We start from the raw sequence: 22850 nt of genomic DNA, 5'->3' as shown, positions 1-22850 counted from the left end.
TCTCCTGACTCAACAGGAGATTTGAAATGACACTCTGGCTGATTTCTTTTGGTTTAATTTCAGGCATCACAACATGGTTATTTGGCTTTGGCGGAGGTTTTATTACTGTTCCCTTACTCTATACACTTATTCTGACACTTTGGGGAATAGACAGTTTACCTGCCGAACATGCTATGCAAATCGCAGTTGCTACCTCTGCATTAATTATGTTGTTTTCTGCGACAGTCACAACCATTAAACACCATAAAGCCAAAAGGCTTGATTGGAATATCATGTCCATTCTGTTTATGGGTATCGCTTTTGGTGGGATCTTAGGTGCTCTTCTCGCATTAACAGTTGAAGGTACGTGGATCAAATGGATCTTTATTGGTTATCTTTTTATCACTATTTTAGATTGTTATTTTCGCCCCGGTTTTATGGCTCCGACTCACAACTCAAAAAAAGTGATTAAAGCAAGAGAAACGGTTAATGGCACAGTAATTGGTATTATCGCTGCTTTTTTAGGCGTTGGAGGGAGTGTGATGACAGTACCTTTATTGCGTCGTAGAGGAACCCCCATGGCACAATCAGCAGCAATGGCAAATACATTAACCTTACCTTTAGCTCTCACGGCAACATTTACTTATGTCGCTCTTTCTTTTACGTCACCTTTAAATAGTGAATCAGGTTTTATTGGTTATATTTGGTTAAAAGCTGCACTTATTCTGATTTGTAGTACTTGGGTTGGCTTGAAGATCTCTGAACGCTTTTTATCTCGCATTCCTGATAAATGGCACGCAAGAGTTTATCCTCTGTTATTGAGTCTTGTTTTAATTGTCATGCTGTTTTAAATCCTTTCTTCTATATAGACAATACCAAGACAATAAATAACGGAAAAAACAATAACGACTACACATAAGATGGTGACTTTGAGTATTCAAAAGAGTCGCCATTTTTTAACATTTCACCTCATCTTTTTCCTACGCATCTTCACCTAGCATTAATGTTATTGAGACACATAAAACAAAAAATATCTCTTTTTGACAATCACGACACAGTTCCATAACGATTAATATCATTAATTAATATTTAAACATAATGAACAATAATTTATAAATTGTCTCATTTTTAGTATCAATCTGATCACGTCTCGATGAATATTTTTTGTATAAAAAAACACCTATTTATTTTTCTATTTTATTTTCATTTATCATCATAATAATAAGTTAGCTATTTTTCAGAAGAAGATAATTTAAGAAGAAACTGGATTTAAATAACATCAAAAGTATTATTTATTATGATTTTTAAATAACAAGTTAATTACAATATAATGTCATTTCGATATATAAATAATTATATATCGATAGGCTTTTTTGTCAAATTTTAATTATTATTAATCATATATTTTAAATACACTTTAATAAAACAAATTAATCATATAAGCCCGTGAATTTAAAAGAACTATCCATCAATCCCTTATCCCTTAAAATCCCCTATTCCTTCCCCAGATTTTTATAATAGCATTTAATAGAAGAAAATAATTATCATTTAATTTTGTCTATTTTAGTTAATTTATTTAGTGATATTTATTAACTTCTTATTCTCTATTATTTATTATTTACAACTAACTCATCACTTATGGATTAATAAAATGGAGGCGCCTTCAAATATTTATTTAATCGTCCGTATATAATATTTAGCTATAAGAAGAAACTGGAGGTTATATGAGTATTAGTCGTCGTTCTTTCATTAAGGGGATGGGGATAGGATGTGTGGGTTGTACCGTGAGTAGTTTACCACCAGGTGCACTTGCATTTAATCCTGTAGATTCTCTTAAGGGTCAGTCAACATTAACACCTAGCCTATGTGAAATGTGTTCTTATCGTTGCCCGATAGAAGCTCAGGTTGTTAACAATAAAACTGTATTTATCCAAGGAAACAGAAACGCAGAGCATCAAAGTAGCCGAGTTTGTGCAAGAGGTGGAAGTGGCGTTAGCCTCGTTAACGATCCAAATCGTATTGTCAAACCAATGAAACACAAAGGCCCACGAGGCGCTGGTGAGTGGGAAGTGATAAGCTGGGAACAAGCTTATAAAGAAATTGCAGAAAAGATGAACGCCATAAAACAAAATTATGGTGCAGAAAGTATCTCTTTTTCATCTAAATCAGGTTCACTCTCTTCTCATCTTTTCCATTTGGCTGCCGCTTTTGGCTCTCCAAATACCTTTACACACGCATCTACTTGCCCGGCAGGCAAAGCCATTGCAGCATCCGTTATGATGGGTGGCGATCTTAAGATGGATTTAGCGAACTCTAAATATATTCTCTCTTTTGGTCACAACCTTTATGAAGGCATTGAAGTTGCTGAAACACATGAGTTAATGACAGCGCAAGAGCGTGGTGCAAAATTAGTCAGTTTTGATCCTCGTTTATCAGTTGTTTCAAGTAAAGCAGATGAGTGGTTCGCAATCCGTCCTGGCGGCGATCTGCCAGTTCTAATGGCAATGTGCCATATCTTAATTAAAGAAGATCTCTACGATAAAGCGTTTATTGAGAAATTTACGGTAGGTTTCCCACAATTAAAAGAGGTTCTACAAGACACAACCCCTGAATGGGCTCAAGCACATTCTGATGTTCCAGCTAAAGATATTGTTCGTATTGCTCGTGAGATTGCAGCAAAAGCACCTCACGCACTGATTATGCCAGGTCACCGCGCAACCTTTAATAAAGAAGAAATTAATATGCGTAGAATGATCTTCACCTTCAATGCGTTACTTGGCAACATTGAACGTGAAGGCGGTATGTATCAGAAAAAAGCAGCGACAAAATACAATAAATTAGCAGGTATTAATGTTGCGCCTGAATTAGCGAAACCAAGCGTTAAAGGTATGCCTGAAATTACCGCAAAACGTATTGATGCTACAGCTCCTCAATTTAAGTACATCAATAAAGGTGGCGGTATTGTTCAATCAATTATCGATTCAACATTAGAAGGCGTGCCGTATCAAACACGAGCATGGATTATGTCTCGTCATAACCCATTCCAAACAGTGAGTTGTCGTCCTGATCTAGAGAAAGCCGCACAGAAATTAGACTTAATTGTTAGCTGTGATGTGTATTTAAGTGAAAGTGCCGCTTATGCCGATTATCTTTTACCTGAATGTACCTATTTAGAACGTGATGAAGAAGTTGCTGATGTTTCAGGGTTAAACCCAGCTTATGCATTACGCCAGCAAGTTGTCGAACCGATTGGTGATACTAAACCAAGTTGGTTAATTTGGATGGAATTAGGTAAAGCATTAGGATTAGAAGCCTGTTTCCCTTGGGAAAATATGGGAGTAAGACAGCTTTATCAAGTTAATGGTAGTGAAGAACTTTATAAAGAGATGCATAAAAAAGGCTATATCTCTTATGGTATTCCACTGTTATTACGCGAACCTTCTTATGTAAAAGCCTTTGTTGAGCAATATCCAGATGCAATTAAGCATGTTGATAGCAACAATACAATGGAAAAAGCCCTCTCCTTTAAATCACCAAGTGGCTTAATTGAAATCTACTCTGAAGAATTAGAAAGCCGTTTAGAAAACTACGGTATTCCACGCTTCCACAACTTCCCATTAAAAGAAAAAGACGAGCTTTATTTTATACAAGGTAAAGTCGCCGTTCATACTAATGGTGCAACACAATATGTACCGTTATTAGCTGAATTAATGTGGGAAAACCCTGTTTGGCTTCACCCTGAAACAGCTAAAAACCATGGAATTAAACATGGTGATGAAATCATTCTGGAAAACAGTATAGGCAAAGAAAAAGCACATGCTTTGATAACGGAAGGCATTCGCCCTGACACTGTATTTGTTTATATGGGATCAGGTGCAAAAGCAGGTGCGAGAACAGCAGCGACTACAACAGGCGTTCACTGTGGCAACTTATTACCTCATGAAATTAGTCCTGTATCAGGTACTGATGTGCATACATCAGGTGTCAGAATTAGTCGGGCTTAAGGAAAAAAATAACAATGAACAATAATGATAAACAATTTGTCATGTTACATGATGAGAAACGTTGTATTGGCTGCCAAGCTTGTACTGTTGCGTGTAAAGTCATCAATGACATTCCTGAAGGATTTAGCCGGCTTCAAGTCCAAATTCAAGGCCCTCATGACGACGAAGCGGGTAATCCACATTACCAATTTTTCCGTGTTTCTTGCCAGCATTGTGAAGATGCACCTTGTGTTTCTGTTTGCCCTACTGGTGCCTCTTTTATTGATGAGAATGGTATCGTTCAGGTGAAAAAAGAGCTGTGTATCGGCTGCGATTACTGTGTTGGTGCTTGCCCTTACCATGTTCGTTATATCAACCCAATGACGCATATCGCAGATAAATGTAACTTCTGTTCTGATACTCGATTAGCTGAAGGTGAATTACCTGCATGTGTATCGGTATGCCCAACAGATGCACTTGCTTTTGGTCGCATTGACTCACCTGAAATTCAGGCTTGGATCAAACAAAAATCCGTTTATCAATACCAATTAGATAATGTCGGAAAACCAAGTTTATTCCGTCGTAAAGAAATCCATCAGGGAGATAAAGCATGACTAGTATCTGGGGAGCAGAACTCCATTATACGCCAGATTATTGGCCTGTATGGTTAATGGCAGCTGGTTTATTAATTGTTGCTATGATAGCAGTATTAGTTATTCATGGCTTACTACGCTATGCCCTTGCACCAAAACATTCTGGTCATTATGAAGAAGAACGCGTTTATTTATACTCTAAAGCAATTCGTTTTTGGCACTGGGGTAATGCTTTACTGTTTATCCTATTACTATTAAGTGGATTTTTAGGGCACTTCTCTATCGGTAATGTCACTTCAATGGTGCTATTACATAAGATCTGTGGCTTTGTACTGATTGCATTTTGGATTGGTTTTATCCTTATCAATCTAACAACTAGTAATGGTGTACATTACAAAGTAAGATTTAGTGGGCTAATTGGTCGTTGCATCAAACAAGCTCGCTTTTATCTTTATGGCATAATGAAAGGCGAGCCTCATCCTTTTGCAGCAACTGAAACTGACAAGTTTAACCCTCTTCAACAACTCGCTTACTTAGGTGTGATGTTTGGTTTAGTGCCGCTGTTATTGGTTACTGGATTATTATGTTTATATCCTGAAGTACTTGGTGAAGGCTATTGGATGCTAAAAGCACACTTAATATTAGGGATCGTGGCATTAATGTTTATTTGTGCGCACTTCTACTTATGTACACTGGGTGACACTTTTACTCAAACATTCCGCAGTATGATCGATGGTCATCACCGTCACCAAAAACATGATGATCATAGTTCAATAACAGAAAAAACAGAGCATTAATTTCTCAAGATCCCTTCTGTTACGATCCATTTCCTCAAATGCCCGCTTAAGCGGGCATTTTTTGATCTAAATTCAGAAACAATTTCATAATTTTATTATTAGCAAATATATCATTTTATTTACATGTTATTCGGTGTATAGTCGGCGCCCACTCTCGTTATATATAATTTTATACAATGATATACATTGCATTCGCGATATATATCGTTATATAAATTTTTTAATATCGATGGGTTTATATAACTAAAAAATACATTTTGGGAATCTATCGTGAAGAAATTTATCATTTCGACAATAGCTTGTGCTATAGCACAAACATTAGCTGTATCAGCAAGTGTAGCCGCTGATAATGCTGAAAAAATCGTCGTTACTGCACAACCAGTAAATAATAGTGAAGCAGGTGCGGGATTTGTTACTCGTGAAGTTGATATGGGGCCATTAGGCGAGAAAAAATGGTTAGATACCCCTTATACAACAAATACTTTTACTCAATCTATGATTGAAAATCAACAAGTCACTAGTGTTGCAGATATCTTAAAATATAATGCCTCTTCTCAAATGCAAGCACGTGGCGGTATGGATGTTGGCCGTCCTCAAAACCGCGGAATGCAGGGCAATGTTGTTGCTAACTCTCGTTTAGATGGTATGAATATTATTTCTACTACAGCCTTTCCTATCGAAATGCTTGAGCGTGTAGATATTATCAATGGTCTAACAGGTTCACTTTATGGACCAGCAAGCCCAAGTGGGCAATTCAATTTCACACAAAAACGTCCAACTTTAAAACGCTTAACGTCACTTAATGCAACTTATGTCAATGATAACCAATTTAAAGGCCATCTTGATTTAGGTGGTTTTATTGATGATAACAACACTTTTGGTTATCGCATTAATCTAATGCATGATGAAGGTAAAGGTTACGTCACAGGTAGCAAAACACGTCGCCAGCTAATCAGTACCACATTTGATTGGAATATCTCGTCTGATACTGTGTTAGAAGTGAATTTTAGTGATTATTGGTTTAAAAAAATGGGTTACCCTGGTGCATTCTCTTATGGACCAAAAGTTAGTGCATTACCCGATGCACCAGATCCAACTAAAGCTGGCTATGGTCAAGCTTTTGCCGGCGTTGATCTTCATACCAGAACAGTAAGTAGCCGACTAAAACATGATTTTAACGAAGATTGGCAAATCAGTGTAGCAATTGGTTATCAAACGGCTGATCGCGGATTCCGTTCTGTTTCTAACCAATTAAGTCATGATGGTAAGCAATTTACACCAACGTTATCAGTACCGACAACTTATGGTCGTTTTACTGTTTTAAGCAATTCTGTCAATGTTAATGGTCATGTGATGACTGGCGCACTATCTCATGATTTAATTCTCGCCACTAGCGGTTATCGTTGGGATATTTATGGCGCAAATGGTGATGATCAAAAATTCACATTACCAACTCAAGATATTAATAATCCACATCGTTACGATGATCCTTCTCATGAAGGCTTTTACACTGGCTCTGCTCGTACTAAAAACAGTCGCTCACAAGTTCAATCCTTTACTCTAGGTGACACCATTACCTTTAATCCTCAATGGTCAGTAATGGGATCGCTAAGCCAAAACTGGATCAAAGAAACGTCTTATCGTGCTGGTGGTGGAAATCACACCGAAAATGGATTAAGTCCTGCTGTCGCATTAATGTTTAAGCCTATTCCTGAAGTGATGACTTATGTTTCTTATGCTGATTCATTAGAAGAAGGGGATTCAGCACCAAACACTGCCGACAACAAAAATGAAGCACTAAAACCTTATCGTAGCGAACAATGGGAAATGGGGATTAAATCACAAATTGGCGATCTTAATTTAAATGCGGCTATTTTCCAATTAGAGCGCCCTTTTGCCTATGTGGGTAACGACAATATCTTTAAAGAACAAGGTAAACAACGTAACCGTGGGTTAGAGCTTATCGCTAACGGAAAAGTCACTGATGAGCTTTTCGTTTTTAGTAGCATGACTTGGTTAGATCCTACTTTAACCAACACAGGAAATCCTCAAACACAAGATAAAGACGTTGTAGGTGTACCAAAATATCAAGCTAATTTATTAGCTGAATACCATTACCCTACCTTGCCAAATGTTATCTATAGCGCCAATGTTCACTACACAGGTAAACGCGCAGCAAATACCACCAATACGATGTGGGCAAAAGCCTATACCACACTCGATCTGGGTGCGCGTTATCAAACACAATATTGGGATAGGAAAACCACTTTCCGCCTCAATTTAGATAACGTGACTAATGAGCATTATTGGGCATCTATTTTCTCTGGTAACCAAAATGGCGCAATTGGGGGAGCAAATGCTTTCTTAGGTACACCTCGCCAAGTTTCCGCTTCTGTAAGCATTGAGCTCTAAGAGGAAAACGAAATGTATAAAGTTTTTTTCAAAACTCTGTGCATTGCGTTACTGGGAGCTTCGGCTCTCAGTATCTCCTTTAATGTACAAGCACAACGAGTTGTTCAATATTATCAAAATCAATCCATTACTATTCCTGACTCCCCCGAAAGAGTCGCCACGAGTTGGAATGCTCAAAATGCGATACTTGCTATGCTTGGTGCTGGAGATAAAATTGTTTCCACAACCGATTTAGTCAAAACTATTCCCTTTTTTACCGAGATTGTTCCCGCTATAAAAACGGCTTCAATTTCTAGTAAAGGTAATAATGACACACTGAATATCGAAACATTAATTGTTAGCCAGCCTCAAATCTTTTTTGCAACAGGAAAACTATCTGATGCACAAATGACAGCGCTAAAAAATGCAAGGATCAGTGTTGCATTATTAAAATCAGGTTCAATGGATGCATTGTTAGAAAGAACGTTGATCACTGGTGAGATTTTAGGTTCAAGTAGTCACCAATTAGCAAAAGATTATTTAGCTTACTTTCAGCGAAATAAAGAACTTGTAAAAAGTGCGGTAAACGAGATAAGCACCAATAAACCAATGAAGGTCTATCATGCTTTTGGTTCGCCATTAAGAACATCTGGCGCACCTTCGTTAAATCATGATTGGATAACACTTGCAGGCGGTGTTAACGTTGCAGAACATTGGTTTGATAATGTACCAAGCCGAGCTGGTGATGTTTCCTTAGAACAAGTTATTCATGCCAATCCTGATGTCATTGTCACTATGTATGCAAGAGATACTGAAATCATTAAGAATACACCTGAATGGCAATCCATCACTGCCGTACGTGCAGGCCGAGTTTACACAAACCCTAAAGGCTTATTTTGGTGGTGCCGTGAAACTACAGAGGAAGCTTTACAATTTTTATGGTTAGCGACTGTTTTATATCCAGAACAAACAAAGCATATTGATATCTCTAAAGAGACTCAACAATTTTATAAAACATTTTTTAATATCACCCTCACCGATCAGCAGCTCAAACATATTCTTAACCCCCTCAAAGACTAATTGTTACCGCCTCTTCATATTTACGATGAAGAGGTAACAATAACCCATACTACTTCTATTTTGATATTACCACTCGTTCTCTATACATAGTCATTTAATGATAAATACGTAAATTTTGATCTGATAACACATTTTCACCAATGCACACATTTTGCTTTTATCATATTAGGATTCACTCTTTTCGAATTTATTGGTATGAAACGCATAAGTCATAGGTTTAATAGCTTCAAAAATGTTATCAAGAGGTAAAATCATGGTAGGTAATATAAGTGGTAATTTTATGAATAGCTTATTCTAAGCAAGCATTGATTAGCTGTTTTTTATCATACAAATAAATACGAGAATATATTTCTCCGAGCATGAAAGTCTCGGTTCATATGCAATATAATTATTCTTTTTTTTGTGAAAAATAAAAATTATCATTCCCTATAAACATAAAATGCCCTAATAAGGGCATTTATTTCATATAGAGGCTTTATATCATCTATTAAGAAAATTCTTATTATTAACTAGTTAAAGAGAAACGCCTACATATAAGAATTATCTTACTCAGTTTAGTTATTCTAAAATGAGTTACTTTCTAATTTAAGAATATTATTAGAAGATAGAAAGAGCCTTGCTATCGAAATGAGCTGGAATATGTTGTTCATTATGCTCAGTTTCTTGAGTCATTCCACCTGTAACTTCTTCAAAGAAGCTACCAATATTAACGCCTAGTACTTCAAGTACTCTAACTAAGCAATCAATATCAATACGGTTTACACCACGCTCATAACGAAATAACTGTTGTTCACTAATATCAATCTCTTTTGCTAACTGAAATACAGTATAACCTTGAGATTTTCTTAATGACTTAATTTTTTGTCCAACTGCATAAGCGACTGGATACTTGCTACTCATAATATTGTTCTCGCTTTTCACTTTGATTGATATCTAATTTATAATGGTGTGTTCCCGCGCAATAATATGTAAAACTATATATTATCGAGGACACCTTTTTGTTTTAATAAAATATTATTTTTAGTAGATAAGAAATATTACAATTCATAACATGACTTATCATATGTAAATAATATACTACGCATTTAAACACTTTCAACTAGTCAAAAAAAGACAGTGCAAGTACAATGATTTACTCATACTAGTTAACAATACCTAGGAGAGCACTATATACCCTTTGTTTTCATATAGTTAAAATATTTTACTTATAAAATTACGCTTTTTTTTTCTTAAACTTTACTCATTAATTAGAATTATCATCTAGTACAAGCTTAATTTAAAGTGTGATTGTTTGAGTTGTGCAAAAATAAATCAACTTATATTAGTCTAATTTATTTAAAATAATAAATTAACCTCCTAAAGGTAACGATTTTCTTATTTTTATTAAATTGCTTAAGTAATATCAATGAAATCTGATTAGTTTACAAACAAGCCAACATTATGTTTTTATATCAAAAACTTACACTAATTACACAGAAAAATAGATATGAATCACATTTTAAACATTTGTTAATTAATTTATATAAGCATAAACCCTTACTCTTTCAACTAAATATATTTCAAGATCCACAATTCTTTATTACTCTAGAATAAATAGATAATAGATTTAATTACTCATTTTTTTTGAATTTTTATTAATGAATAACTTATTTTAATTTTCAATTAGATTAAAAATCTTCTTTATGAAATAGAAAAAAAGTAAGTCTTAATATAAATATTTTTGTTTTATCAGTAGGTTATTTGAAGGCTAAGCGTATTATTATAAAAAACGTTCTTTTTATGACCATGTAATACTATTCTTTCTTTTTCACTCAAATACGCGCATTTGGCACGTTATAAAAACAGAACAATAATCACATCTTAAGTTAAATTCACAAAGAAATGAGCTGTTAAATATCAACTTTAGTATGATCTAATTTTGTTAAAAAAAACAAAAATTAATCTTTTTACATCCTAAGTAATTACACGTACTCCATATAAGAGTTATTCTTAGGAGAAAATAAACATTAATATTTTTATATAATTTATATTCCTGCTAAATGCACAAATTTCTCTATTTTTCGTAAAAAATGAAATTAACCACTTCAGGACAAATCAATTACTGATGAAATAAGTTCTTTTTGCTTTATATCATTTACTATCTAGTTCATTATGATGTAAAGATTGATAAATATCAAATTTTGAATTTAGTTTATTTTAAATCAAACAGTTATGCAAAATCCCTTGCTATATCATCCCTTCAAAAAAGAAGATAAAACATCATTATATTTAATCTTTATTCTTATTAGCACGATCAATGATTTATAAAAAGTAAGAAAGATTAACTATAAAGCCCAATTTTTATCTTTTAATCTTCTGTATTTTTTCTTAAAAAATGAGTGCCACATATTTTTCAATTCTGACTAAAAATGTTTTAACTTGCTCATTTTATGAGAGATATTGCTCATAAAAAATGAAAAAATAATTTATCACAGTACGTCTAAGGTTATTTAATTTTATTAAAAAATTGAAAATTCTTATATCTACACTCAAAAGGAGTAGATCTTTCTTTTTCAATTAGAGTAATTTTTTTAATATTTTCAGATCAAAACTTTCCTCCCGTTCAATAATAGATACATATTTTCTACTGAGCGCAATCCCTCATCTAAAATGATTGACTTAACAGTAGAAGAACCTTTTCTTTTTTTAAGTGGCTCCATTTAAATGATAAAAATATGACAGGATGTAAAAAAGCGTAATAAAGAAACTGACTTATGAGTCTTCTTCACAACAAGCACAATGCAATAATAAGTTAAAGCAATCTTAGAAACTAAGAGCTCCAAGGGAACAAAATAAGTAGCTAAGTGAGGATAAAGAGATAATGCCAATATAAGGGACAAGGAAAGCATGTCTATAGGGATATGTAGCCATAAGTGAAGCAACGAGCAACGTAATAGAACAGTACACACAAAGAACAAGATTAAGGCTCAAAGAATGCAACTAGCAGCAATAGCGCAGGTATTAGAAACCAAATAACTATTATTAATTCTTTTAGAAAAATACTAGGGAAGTAAATAAGGAGGTACAACGAAGAGATAAAGAAGTGGTGGGCGGTATTGGGCTCGAACCAACGACCTCCTCCTTGTAAGGGAGATGCTCTACCAACTGAGCTAACCGCCCGCTTTATTATTAAATGGTGGGTCGTGGGCGATTCGAACGCCCGACCAATTGATTAAAAGTCAACTGCTCTACCGACTGAGCTAACGACCCATTTAATAATTTTGCGTAAATCTGTAAGTAGCTTTGTGAATGGTGGGTCGTGGGCGATTCGAACGCCCGACCAATTGATTAAAAGTCAACTGCTCTACCGACTGAGCTAACGACCCGTCACAATGTTCACTACTTTATGTTGTATTTTTAGGGATGGTGGGTCGTGGGCGATTCGAACGCCCGACCAATTGATTAAAAGTCAACTGCTCTACCGACTGAGCTAACGACCCATACCTAACTGTGTGATATTGCGCGAAATAACCGAATGAAGTGGTGGGCGGTATTGGGCTCGAACCAACGACCTCCTCCTTGTAAGGGAGATGCTCTACCAACTGAGCTAACCGCCCACTTCATGATGACTAAATTCTCACTACCACGCTTTAATGTAATTGGTGGGCGGTATTGGGCTCGAACCAACGACCTCCTCCTTGTAAGGGAGATGCTCTACCAACTGAGCTAACCGCCCAATTACACTAAATCATACAACTTATCACAACGAAAATAATGGTGGGCGGTATTGGGCTCGAACCAACGACCTCCTCCTTGTAAGGGAGATGCTCTACCAACTGAGCTAACCGCCCGTCGTGATGGGGTGCATTATAGGGATACTGCGCTATGAGTCAACGATTTTTATCAGTTTTTTATCGTGAAAATGATCGTTCGTTTTATTTTTAGTCAAGATGCTTTTTTTAGCACCATAAGTGACACAGCAATTAACCAAAGTAATCCCACGGATACTCTTCGTCAAACAAAAAATCATTAATTTGAAAATTTTATCTCTGTTAAAAGCTTAATGGCATTGAGGAATTAGCATCCAGTGATAAAATAAGGCAACCATTTCGTTTTTTTGATAATCACGATTACTTATCTATATATAAGTAAGACGTACAAAGGCAATCCCAATGAGTAAAATAAAAACCCGTTTTGCACCAAGTCCTACTGGCTATCTACATGTTGGTGGTGCGCGTACCGCACTTTATTCCTGGTTATATAGCCGTCACAATAAGGGCGAATTTGTACTGCGTATAGAAGATACCGACTTAGAACGTTCTACACAGCCAGCCATCGATGCAATCATGGACGGTATGAATTGGTTAAATCTGAATTGGGATGAAGGTCCTTATTATCAGACTAAACGCTTCGAACGCTATAACCAAGTGATTGATCAAATGCTATCTGCGGGTACTGCATACCGTTGCTATTGCTCTAAAGAGCGTTTAGAGCAACTGCGCGAAGCTCAAATGGCGAAAGGTGAAAAACCTCGTTACGATGGTTGTTGCCGTGGTGGTAACCATAATCACAGCGCTGATGAACCTCATGTTGTGCGTTTCTTAAACCCACAAGAAGGTTCTGTCATTTTTGATGACAAAATTCGTGGTCCAATTGAATTTAGTAACCAAGAGCTTGACGATCTGATTATTCGTCGTACTGATGGTTCTCCAACTTATAACTTCTGTGTTGTTATTGATGACTGGGATATGGAAATCACTCACGTTATTCGTGGTGAAGATCATATCAACAACACGCCTCGCCAAATCAATATTCTCAAAGCATTAGGTGCACCTGTGCCTGAATATGCTCACGTATCAATGATTTTAGGTGATGATGGTAAAAAACTTTCTAAACGTTATAACGCGGTCAGCGTAATGCAATATCGTGATGACGGCTATTTACCGGAAGCATTATTAAACTACTTAGTTCGTTTAGGCTGGTCTCACGGTGACCAAGAGATCTTTACTATTGATGAAATGATTGAGCATTTCACTTTAGAAGCTATCAGTAAATCAGCAAGTGCGTTTAATACTGATAAACTGCTTTGGTTAAACCATCACTACATCAATACACTGCCAGCAGAGAAAGTTGCTGTTCATTTGGATTGGCATGTCAAACAACAAAATATTGATACCAGTAATGGCCCATCATTAGTTGAGCTGATCAAATTATTAGGCGAACGTTGCAAAACATTAAAAGAGATGGCTGAAAGTTGCCATTACTTCTATATTGATTTTGACACCTTTGAAGAAACAGCAGCGAAAAAACATTTACGTCCAGTTGCTCGTCAACCATTAGAAGTCGTTCGCGATAAATTATCAGCAATTACAGAGTGGACAGCTGAAAATGTTCACCAAGCAATTCAAGATACCGCTAATGAATTGGAAGTGGGTATGGGTAAAGTAGGTATGCCATTACGTGTTGCTGTAACAGGCGCAGGTCAATCTCCTGGCTTAGATGTTACCGTTCACGCTATTGGTAAGACTCGTAGCGTTGCGCGCATTAATAAAGCATTAGACTTTATTACTGAAAGAGAAAAACAAGCTTAATTTACTCGTTAATCTTGCTTATTAAGAAAGATACATTCCTAAAGTAGGAAATGTATCTTTTTTTTGTACTCTTTTTCAGCAATCAATAAATAATGTGAGATTAACTGATTGACAGTATTGTGCTTGTTGCCTATTATCAAGCCCGTTCCAGTATGTTGGGGCTATAGCTCAGTTGGGAGAGCGCTTGCATGGCATGCAAGAGGTCAGCGGTTCGATCCCGCTTAGCTCCACCAATATACTTCTAGAACAATCCAATATGTGGGGTTATAGCTCAGTTGGGAGAGCGCTTGCATGGCATGCAAGAGGTCAACGGTTCGATCCCGTTTAGCTCCACCAGAATTTTAAGATCCTGAAGAGAAATCTTCAGGATTTTTTGTTTTCGACTCCTCCCTCTTTATTTATTTTTATTGTGCTGTATAACCCCCATCAATGGCATAAAATGCCCCTGTTGAGAAACTGCTTTCATCTGAAAGTAAAAATGCAACCGTTTTAGCGACTTCTTCTCTGGTTGCCATTCGTTTCATTGGATGTGTATTTGCCATCCATTCACGTACTTCATCGGGTAGCATTTGCATTCTTGGTGTATCGACATAGCCAGGCCCAATTGCATTGATCCTTATTCCTTTGTCTGCAAACTCAAGTGCAGCTGAACGAGTGATCCCTAATACGGCATGTTTAGCTGCTGTATATGCTGAAATACCCGCAATCCCCACAATGCCATTAGATGAAGAAAGATTCACAATACTCCCTCCCCCACTTTTTAATATTGCAGGTATGCCATATTTCAAACCATAAAATACGCCATTAATGTCCGTATCAATGACTGCCTTCCAATCTTCAATCTCATAATCGACAATAGATGTATTATGAGGTCCCGTGATCCCTGCATTATTAACTAAACCATGTAATGCTCCAACTTGAGCGATAATAGTTTCAATCATTTTTTCAACTTGAGAAAATGAGGTCATATCCGCCTGCAAAGCGATAACTTTTTTGCCCGTTATATCAATTGAACGTGCTGTTTTTGTTATTTCCTCTAAATGCCGACCAGTAATGAAAACCGTTGCACCACGTTGGAATAGCAATTGTGCAATACCTTCACCCACACCTGTACTTGCTCCTGTGACTAAAATCACTTTATCTTTAAAATAGTCCATCATTTCGACTTCACCTCTTATCAACTGCGTCAAGTTTTATCGGCCAACCATAAAGTAGTTAACCAAAGTTAACTATACATCATCTTATTTAATTAACTTTAGTTAATCAATATAAAGTTTATTCGCAATGAATGACCTGATAATATTAACTTTAGTTAACATAATTTATGAGATAGCGTATTTATGGAGAAGTGTGAATTAGAAAACGCATTGTCATTATTACAATGCACATTAGTCGCGCAACGAACTCGTTATACCCCAGAACAAGTCACTTGGGGTCAATATGATATTTTAGAATTATTGCGCTTACGAGGTGACTTAACCCCTTCTCAATTAAGTAATTCATTGGCGATTTCAAGACAGAATTTATCGAAATTTATGCGAGGATTAAAATCCTTAGGATTTATTGCGCAGTATCGTTCTGAAAAAGACAAGCGTGAGCTTATTACTCATTTAACTGATGAGGGTCACGCTTTTCTAGCAAGAGCGGCATTAGGTCGAAAACAAAATGCTGAGAAAATAAGTGAATGCTTAACACTCGGAGAGCAAACATTATTTATTGAATTAAGTCAGAAAATCATTAATGCATTAGCACCTGATAAATCAGCTATGGATAATGATTAACATCACCGCTTTAATGGTTTTAATAACCCTTCTAAACCTTCAATTTTAATTGCTAAGGTCATCTCCATGAGTTGACCAAGCTTACCTTCAGGAAACTCGCCTTTCTTTGCAAACCACAATAGATACTCTTCAGGTAAATCAACCAGCATACGTCCTTTGTACTTGCCAAATGGCATTTGTGTGTTTGCTATATCGATAAGGTGCTGTTTCTCTAACATGTTCTCTACCACGTCGTCATTGGAGGGATAAAACTGATTATAGGGTAAATTAAAGATAAAAAAAGCAGTACCCAGAGGTACTGCTTGATTTTCTGTTACTTGATTAACAAGTGACTCTGTTTACATTGTTATTTTATTCACATGCCATCTGTTTTATCTTCAAAGATTAAACAAACAAACCTGCGATAGCTGCCGATAAGAAGCTAACTAATGTAGAACCGAACAGTAATTTTAGACCGAAACGAGAAACAACGTTACCTTGTACTTCGTTTAGACCTTTAATCGCACCAGCAACAATTCCGATTGAAGAAAAGTTAGCAAATGAAACTAAGAATACAGATAAGATACCTACAGAGCGCGGTGAAATTTCCGCAGCGATATCTTGTAAGCTACCCATTGCAACGAATTCGTTAGACACTAATTTAGTTGCCATAACACTACCAACACGTAATGCATCTTGCTCTGGTACACCAATTACCCATGCTAATGGATAGAAAACGTAACCTAAGCAATCTTGGAAGCTAATACCGAAAATCATGCTGAAAATCGCATTCACAGCAGCGATTAATGCAATGAAACCAATCAGCATTGCAGCAACGATTAATGCAACTTTGAAACCTGCTAAGATGTATTCACCTAACATTTCAAAGAAGCTTTGACCTTCATGCAGATTACCCATTTGGATCTCTTCTTCATTTTCAACAGAGTATGGGTTAATCACAGAAAGGACGATAAAGGTACTGAACATATTCAGTACTAGAGCAGCAACAACGTATTTTGGATCTAACATTGTCATGTATGCACCAACAATCGACATTGATACTGTCGACATTGCTGTTGCAGCCATGGTGTACATACGACGCTGAGACATTTTGCCTAATACATCTTTATAGGCAATAAAGTTCTCTGATTGACCAAGAACTAGTGAGCTCACTGCGTTGAATGATTCCAGTTTTCCCATACCGTTCACTTTAGAAAGCACAGTACCGATAATGCGGATCACGAAAGGTAATACTTTGATATGTTGAAGAATACCAATTAATGCAGAAATAAAGATAATTGGACATAAGACATTCAGGAAGAAGAATGCTAAACCACCTTTCATCATGCCACCGAATACGAATTCAGTACCTTGTGCGGCATAACCTAATAAGTGATCAAATAATCCAGCGAAGCCACGAACAAAGCCTTCACCAACATCAGAGTTGAGGAAGAACCATGCTAATGCGATTTCAATAACTAATAACTGCACGATATAACGCAGACGGATCCCTTTGCGATTGTTACTCGCAACGAAAGCTAATGCGCCAATAACGGCGAGTGCTAAAACGAAGTGAATGATAGAGGACATGCATGCTCCAAAAATAAAAATAAATCTTGTAGAGCATTTTATGTAACGCGTAACATTAGGATGTGACTATTGTCACAATCTCATGAAACCGCATACACACTATTTATTAAATAAGATAGGTTGATCACACTTTGTGAGTTACTTAAGAAACATTAAATGTAAATTTAGCTTAAGTAAAAATGCCACTGAGAAGGTTTTCCCAGTAGCATTTATTAAATAGTAGAATGATTATTTCGATTGATCAAGTAATCGTATCATTTCATCTTCATCGATAACGGTTATCCCTAATTCGTTAGCTTTCACTAACTTAGAGCCTGCTGCTTCACCAGCAATCACCATATCGGTTTTTTTAGAAACACTTCCGCTCACTTTTGCACCTAATGCAGCTAATCTATCTTTTGCTTCATCACGCGTTAACTGTGAAAGCGATCCAGTTAACACAACAGTTTTACCCGCAAAAGGATTATCACCCGCTTCATGAGTCACAATAACAGGCGCTTGCCATGTAATACCGGCATCATTGATCAATTGATCAATAACCGTTCTATTGTGTTCTTCTTGGAAGAAATTAACGACATGCTTAGCCACAACATCGCCCACATCAGGAACAGATTTTAGTGCTTCAACATCTGCATTTCGTAATGCATCAAGTGTTGAGAAATGTGTTGTTAATCCACTTGCTGTTGCTTCACCGACTTCTCGAATACCCAATGCATAAATAAAACGTGCAAATGTTGTTGATTTAGCCTTATCTAAAGCTGCGATCAATTTTTTAGCTGATTTTTCACCCATTCGCTCTAAACCAGACAGAATTTTTTCATCTAAACGGAAAAGGTCAGCTGGCGTTTTGACGTATTCTTTATCAACCAGTTGGTCAATAATTTTATCGCCCATTCCATCTACATCCATGGCTCGACGTGAAACAAAATGTTTAAGTGCTTCTTTACGTTGCGCGCCACAAATTAAACCACCAGTACAACGTGCAACAGCTTCACCTTCAATGCGCTCAACATCAGAATCACAAATAGGGCAATGTGTCGGAAAGATAATTTCTTGAGCATCATCAGGACGTTTTTCTTCAATCACACTGACAACCTGAGGAATAACATCACCGGCTCGGCGAATAACCACGGTATCGCCAATGCGTATCCCTAAGCGTTCAATTTCATCAGCATTGTGTAACGTTGCATTACTCACAACCACACCCGCGACTTGAACAGGCTCTAAACGTGCAACAGGTGTAATAGCACCAGTACGCCCTACTTGGAATTCAACATCTTTGATAATCGTCATTTGCTCTTGAGCTTGGAATTTATAAGCAATAGCCCAACGTGGTGCTCTTGATACAAAACCCAGTTCTTCTTGCAGTGCAATATCATCAACTTTGATAACAACACCATCAATATCAAAACCTAAATTAGGGCGAATTTCTTCTACATGGTGATAAAAATCAAGGACTGCTTTTCTACCAGTGCAAAGTTTTACAGCATCGCTAACGGGTAATCCCCATTTTTTAAATTGCTGTAGGCGCTCATAGTGGCTTGTTGGCAATTCGCCACCTTCGAGTACACCAACACCATAACAGAAAAAGGTTAATGGACGTTTTGCTGTAATACGAGGATCAAGCTGTCTTAATGAGCCAGCTGCGGCATTACGAGGGTTAGCAAAAACTTTTCCACCTGTACGTCGCGCTTCCTCGTTTAAATATTCAAAGCCTTTTTCATTCATAAAAACTTCGCCACGAATTTCAATGCGAGCAGGGATATCTTCACCGTATAAGCGTAGTGGAATAGCCTTAATTGTTCTCACATTCTCGGTGATATTTTCCCCTGTAGTACCATCACCACGCGTTGCAGCTTGTACTAATATTCCATTTTCATAAAGTAAACTGACTGCCAATCCATCTAATTTTAATTCACAGCAGAAAGTGATCTCTTCACTATTCTTTAAACGATCACGTAAACGCTTATCGAAAGCCAGATAGCTTGTTTCATCAAAAGCATTATCCAAAGAGAGCATTGGAATTTCATGTCTCACTTGCTCAAATGCTGTCAGGGGTAAGGCGCCGACCCGCTGTGTTGGAGAATCAGAAGTAATTAATTCAGGGTGTTCCGCTTCTAATGCTTTTAGCTCATTCATTAAGCGATCGTATTCAGCATCAGGTATTTCAGGTGCGTCCATGACATGATAGAGATATTCATGGTGACGTAGAGTAATGCGAAGTTTATCAATTTTTTGTTGAGTATTTTTATTCATGATTATCACCAAAGAAGAAAAACCCCCGCAAGCGGGGGCTTTTTTTACAGACAAAAGCTATTGATTTAAATCCAGCGTCCTGCGGATCCTAGATTTATAAAGCTCGATTCTTTGTGGCGTTAAGAGTTTACGTTCATCATCTAGCACAACACCACCTACATCAGATGCTATACGCTGAGCCGTAAGTAACATCAATTTGAAGTTTTGATTAGCATCACCATAAGATGGCACCATCATAAACATAGATACGCCAGGTGTGGTTAATTCAGCCATAGTATCAATGTTAAATGTTCCCGGTTTCACCATATTCGCTAAACTAAACAAAACAGGACCATTCGCTGTTGGATTAAGATGGCGATGGAAAATATTCATTTCACCAAACTGGAATCCAGCCTGAATGATACTTTGCATCAATAACTCACCATCTAACATTTGTCCATGATGTGCACTTACATTTAAAACAATAACCAGTTCTTTCTCCGCTTCTGTTGCTTGCGAAGCTGATTCAGCTTTAGGCTCTTCAACTGGTGCATCATGCGTAACCTCAGTTTCAACAGGAGTCACGTGAGCTCCAGTCTCTGAAATTGAAGGCTCAAAACTCGCTGATGGGCTTACTGTATTAACATGTGATTTTATTTCACTAGCAACATTAGCCGCAGGTGCTTGTTTTGGCTCATCCCTAACAATGGGTTCAGGCTCTTTTTCAATCACATCAAAAACACCAAGACTAGGCTCTTGCTGTAATGAAGTATCGTGAGAGCTCCCTTTTGTTTGGGGTTCAGACATTAATGGATCTCTATCAGCCACTGAAATTTCAGGTTCATGCAGAGGCTCCGATTTTATCGGTGGCTCACTCTCCCGCTTTTCAGTAGAGGATAAAGTTGATGTCTGATGACTAACCTCAGCGTATTGCGGTTCGTCATCGTTCTCATCTGACTGATAATTCTGTTTCTGACGTTTTACTGGGCGATTACGGAAAAGCTTAGAACGCTCTTTTCGACCAATCCATAAGCCGTGTAATAACAAAGCTATGATTAAAATCGCACCAACAACGATTAATATCAGACGCAAATTTTGCTGCATCATTTCTATCTCTGTTGTCTTGAGGTTTAATAGCCACGTTGGCAAATATTACTTTTTACTAAGAGTATTTGCCAATGCTCATAAGTGCAAGCCAATACTTAATTTTCTTGTCACAAAGATACACACATCAATCTCTTATGCGCATTTTTTAGACAATTCATGACTAGTAAGGCTGATTATCTCCCTATATGATACTAGCTTGCCCTCATTGGAGAGAATAGGAAGTATGACAAATTTGACAGAAACGAATAAAAATTTAAATGGATTTCATTATTTTGCTCTTGGTTGGCGTTTAATCACACGCAAAGGGCTAAAACGTTTTGTTATCTTACCCCTACTTGCCAATATTATTATTCTCGGAAGTGCCTTTTGGTGGTTATATGGTCAAATAGGTGGCATGGTCAATTGGATGATGGAAAAAGTCCCGGATTGGTTGCAGTGGCTGAGTTATTTAATCTGGCCATTATCCGTTATTTTTATTTTATTGGTGTTTACTTATTTCTTTAGTACTTTAGCCAATATTATTGCTTCCCCATTTAATGGATTGTTGGCTGAAAAGTTAGAAGGTCAAATAACTGGCATTGCACCACCAGATACGGGCGTTGCAGGTATATTGAAGGATGTTCCACGTATTTTAAAACGTGAGCTAACTAAAATAGCTTATTATTTGCCTCGTGCTATTGTCTTGTTATTGCTCTATTTTATTCCTGCTATCGGACAAACTGTTGCCCCTGTTTTATGGTTTGCTTTTGGTGCTTGGATGATGGCAATTCAATATAATGACTTCCCATTTGATAACCATAAAATTTCATTTGCAGCGATGAAATCTTCGCTGAAACAAGACAAATGGAATAATCTTCAATTTGGTATGGTTATTAATATTTTTACTATGATCCCTATTCTAAATTTAGTCATCATGCCGGTTGCAATTTGTGGTGCAACCGCAATGTGGTGCGATCGTTATCGTAAACAGCATGTACAAGATGGACAGTGGTAAATTTAATTTAACGACTTATTGATAAATGAGAAAAACCCCGTTTTATTAAGACGGGGTTTTATTTTATCGTTTTTTTCTAAATTGTAGTTTGGTTTATTTAGTTATGAGTGCATTACTCAATTAATGAGCGTATATAGTCTTTCGTTTCTTCCCTATCCATTGGCTCACGCTCATTAATGCCCATTTCAAAAATATTTAATGCACCATCTAATTTTTCCATAATTTCTTCATCATCTCGAATACAGAAAATATAAGCATTTTCAAATGGTGTGAGATCCACTAATCGTAATCCTTTATCTGTCAAAAAGTGGTTAATATATTCAAGATAAGGCAATTCATAAGGCAACATATAAGGGTCTACACTCACCTCATCCCAATTAATATTTTCAACTTGAGATAAAATCAATGCACTCGGTGATTCAGGCAAAGAGATATGCTCTAACGATTTTAGATCCGGAATATCACCAAAATATTCTGTCCACTCCACATAGTCCATTAATCCTTGAGCTGAGAGTGATTCATATAACCAATTAAGGACATCTTCTTGAGCATCTGACTCGGGTAAATTTTCACGCAAAGCTTGCGCGTCTAATTCAGGTACAGCGAGTTCAAGTGCGCTAATCAACTCTTCAATGGTTTCCATTATGACCCCTGTATTTGCAATAAATGTAGTTAAAAATAGATTATCAGCCATCAATATACTGTACATCTCTTGATTTATTAATTTGTGAATCGTCTCACTGACTCTTGATTAGAACCTTTTGGAATAAA

The 22850-nt window shown here is 36.7% G+C and carries 16 protein-coding genes and 9 tRNA genes; 11 read left to right on the top strand and 14 right to left on the bottom strand.

Annotated features, from left to right (window positions below; genetic code table 11):
• Positions 1-26 precede the first annotated feature (26 nt).
• The 6 genes from GWJ01_RS16905 (at position 27) to GWJ01_RS16880 (ending at position 8823) form a co-directional block, all read left to right on the top strand.
• A complete protein-coding gene (locus GWJ01_RS16905) occupies positions 27-830 on the top strand; it encodes a sulfite exporter TauE/SafE family protein (protein ID WP_161711356.1) in 804 nt (267 codons plus the stop codon).
• Positions 831-1703: 873 nt separating this feature from the next.
• Positions 1704-3983 (top strand): thiosulfate reductase PhsA, encoded by a 2280-nt coding sequence (gene phsA, locus GWJ01_RS16900; RefSeq protein ID WP_161711355.1) that lies wholly within the window; start codon positions 1704-1706, stop codon positions 3981-3983.
• 14 nt (positions 3984-3997) lie between these two features.
• Positions 3998-4576: a 4Fe-4S dicluster domain-containing protein gene (locus GWJ01_RS16895; RefSeq protein WP_023581663.1), complete on the top strand. Its 579-nt coding sequence runs from the start codon at positions 3998-4000 to the stop codon at positions 4574-4576.
• Positions 4573-5352 carry a thiosulfate reductase cytochrome B subunit gene (phsC, locus tag GWJ01_RS16890; RefSeq protein ID WP_161711354.1) on the top strand — a complete coding sequence of 260 codons (780 nt, stop codon included), beginning with the start codon at positions 4573-4575 and terminating at the stop codon, positions 5350-5352. Before GWJ01_RS16895 ends, phsC begins: the two co-directional genes overlap by 4 nt.
• 270 nt (positions 5353-5622) lie before the next feature.
• Positions 5623-7764, top strand: coding sequence for a TonB-dependent receptor (locus GWJ01_RS16885; RefSeq protein WP_234566152.1), 2142 nt, complete (start codon positions 5623-5625; stop codon positions 7762-7764).
• Between the two features lie 12 nt (positions 7765-7776).
• On the top strand, positions 7777-8823 hold the full coding sequence (locus tag GWJ01_RS16880) for an ABC transporter substrate-binding protein (protein ID WP_161711353.1): 1047 nt from the start codon (positions 7777-7779) through the stop codon (positions 8821-8823).
• Positions 8824-9420: 597 nt separating this feature from the next.
• Here GWJ01_RS16880 and GWJ01_RS16875 read toward each other — a convergent pair.
• The 8 genes from GWJ01_RS16875 to GWJ01_RS16840 all read right to left on the bottom strand — a co-directional run bounded on the left by GWJ01_RS16875 (position 9421) and on the right by GWJ01_RS16840 (position 12653).
• Positions 9421-9723, bottom strand: coding sequence for a helix-turn-helix domain-containing protein (locus tag GWJ01_RS16875; RefSeq protein WP_109393015.1), 303 nt, complete (start codon positions 9721-9723; stop codon positions 9421-9423).
• 2183 nt (positions 9724-11906) lie between these two features.
• A tRNA-Val gene (locus GWJ01_RS16870) sits at positions 11907-11982 on the bottom strand.
• Positions 11983-11996: 14 nt separating this feature from the next.
• Positions 11997-12072: transfer RNA gene (locus GWJ01_RS16865), tRNA-Lys, on the bottom strand.
• A 40-nt stretch (positions 12073-12112) separates the two neighbouring features.
• A tRNA-Lys gene (locus tag GWJ01_RS16860) sits at positions 12113-12188 on the bottom strand.
• A gap of 38 nt (positions 12189-12226) precedes the next feature.
• Positions 12227-12302, bottom strand: a tRNA-Lys gene (locus tag GWJ01_RS16855).
• A gap of 41 nt (positions 12303-12343) precedes the next feature.
• Positions 12344-12419 (bottom strand) — tRNA-Val (locus GWJ01_RS16850).
• 43 nt (positions 12420-12462) lie between these two features.
• Positions 12463-12538, bottom strand: a tRNA-Val gene (locus GWJ01_RS16845).
• Between the two features lie 39 nt (positions 12539-12577).
• Positions 12578-12653 (bottom strand) — tRNA-Val (locus GWJ01_RS16840).
• 321 nt (positions 12654-12974) lie between these two features.
• Here GWJ01_RS16840 and gltX point away from each other — a divergent pair.
• From gltX to GWJ01_RS16825, 3 genes are all read left to right on the top strand, one after another.
• Entirely contained in the window at positions 12975-14393 is a 1419-nt protein-coding gene (gene gltX / locus GWJ01_RS16835; protein WP_161711352.1) for a glutamate--tRNA ligase, read from the top strand.
• Positions 14394-14550: 157 nt separating this feature from the next.
• Positions 14551-14626: transfer RNA gene (locus GWJ01_RS16830), tRNA-Ala, on the top strand.
• A 27-nt stretch (positions 14627-14653) separates the two neighbouring features.
• Positions 14654-14729: transfer RNA gene (locus GWJ01_RS16825), tRNA-Ala, on the top strand.
• A 68-nt stretch (positions 14730-14797) separates the two neighbouring features.
• On the opposite strand, the gene GWJ01_RS16820 is transcribed toward GWJ01_RS16825, so the two are convergent.
• Positions 14798-15550: an SDR family NAD(P)-dependent oxidoreductase gene (locus GWJ01_RS16820; RefSeq protein ID WP_109393087.1), complete on the bottom strand. Its 753-nt coding sequence runs from the start codon at positions 15548-15550 to the stop codon at positions 14798-14800.
• A 183-nt stretch (positions 15551-15733) separates the two neighbouring features.
• Here GWJ01_RS16820 and GWJ01_RS16815 point away from each other — a divergent pair, with 183 nt between their 5' ends.
• On the top strand, positions 15734-16174 hold the full coding sequence (locus tag GWJ01_RS16815) for a MarR family winged helix-turn-helix transcriptional regulator (protein WP_109393013.1): 441 nt from the start codon (positions 15734-15736) through the stop codon (positions 16172-16174).
• Positions 16175-16176: 2 nt separating this feature from the next.
• Here GWJ01_RS16815 and GWJ01_RS16810 read toward each other — a convergent pair whose 3' ends face one another.
• From GWJ01_RS16810 to zipA, 4 genes are all read right to left on the bottom strand, one after another.
• Positions 16177-16392 (bottom strand): DUF3820 family protein, encoded by a 216-nt coding sequence (locus GWJ01_RS16810; protein ID WP_023581656.1) that lies wholly within the window; start codon positions 16390-16392, stop codon positions 16177-16179.
• Positions 16393-16558: 166 nt separating this feature from the next.
• On the bottom strand, positions 16559-17743 hold the full coding sequence (locus GWJ01_RS16805) for a NupC/NupG family nucleoside CNT transporter (RefSeq protein ID WP_069367879.1): 1185 nt from the start codon (positions 17741-17743) through the stop codon (positions 16559-16561).
• 228 nt (positions 17744-17971) lie between these two features.
• Positions 17972-19999, bottom strand: coding sequence for an NAD-dependent DNA ligase LigA (gene ligA, locus GWJ01_RS16800; protein WP_161711351.1), 2028 nt, complete (start codon positions 19997-19999; stop codon positions 17972-17974).
• Positions 20000-20056: 57 nt separating this feature from the next.
• Complete coding sequence (gene zipA, locus GWJ01_RS16795) at positions 20057-21085, bottom strand: cell division protein ZipA (protein ID WP_161711350.1); 1029 nt, start codon at positions 21083-21085, stop codon at positions 20057-20059.
• Between the two features lie 223 nt (positions 21086-21308).
• On the opposite strand from zipA, the gene cysZ reads away from it, so the two are divergent.
• Complete coding sequence (cysZ, locus tag GWJ01_RS16790; protein ID WP_088495075.1) at positions 21309-22079, top strand: sulfate transporter CysZ; 771 nt, start codon at positions 21309-21311, stop codon at positions 22077-22079.
• A 112-nt stretch (positions 22080-22191) separates the two neighbouring features.
• Here the strand turns inward: cysZ and GWJ01_RS16785 are convergent, their stop codons facing one another.
• The gene (locus GWJ01_RS16785) at positions 22192-22722 is read right to left on the bottom strand and encodes a hypothetical protein (RefSeq protein ID WP_161711349.1); all 531 of its coding nucleotides are present in this window, start codon (positions 22720-22722) and stop codon (positions 22192-22194) included.
• Positions 22723-22850: the final 128 nt, after the last annotated feature.

Origin of the sequence: Proteus sp. G2618 (assembly GCF_009915995.1) — a bacterium.
GTDB lineage: Bacteria > Pseudomonadota > Gammaproteobacteria > Enterobacterales > Enterobacteriaceae > Proteus > Proteus terrae.
Note: the sequence above shows the minus strand (reverse complement) of the source record. Positions and strands in the feature narration are given on the sequence as shown.